Below are 332 nucleotides of genomic sequence, written 5' to 3' on the forward strand. Positions count from 1 at the left end.
TTGATAGGTCAGGTGTGGAAGTGCAGTAATGCATTAAGCTAACTGATACTAATTGCCCGTACGGCTTGTCCCTATAACCTTGGCAGGTTATGGTGAATGAGAAGTGCGTTGGAGCGTTCGTTGATACAACTTCATTACCGAAAATTTACTGCATAAACGATATAAATCGTTTATAATACTTCCTCCAGATTCCAGGCGGCGCGGAAAAAGACGCGACGCCAGTACAAGTCAATGCCTGATGACCATAGCAAGTTGGTCCCACCCCTTCCCATCCCGAACAGGACCGTGAAACAACTCTGCGCCGATGATAGTGCTGCAACCAGTGTGAAAGT

At 46.7% G+C, this 332-nt stretch carries 2 rRNA genes; both read left to right on the forward strand.

Annotated elements, in window-relative coordinates:
- Nucleotides 1–73, forward strand: a 23S ribosomal RNA gene (locus ABWW33_RS33035); the annotation flags it as partial.
- A gap of 161 nt (nt 74–234) precedes the next feature.
- Nucleotides 235–332 (forward strand): 5S ribosomal RNA (gene rrf, locus ABWW33_RS33040); the annotation flags it as partial.

Origin of the sequence: Duganella hordei, from assembly GCF_040369125.1 — a bacterium.
Classification (GTDB): Bacteria; Pseudomonadota; Gammaproteobacteria; order Burkholderiales; family Burkholderiaceae_D; genus Rugamonas; species Rugamonas hordei.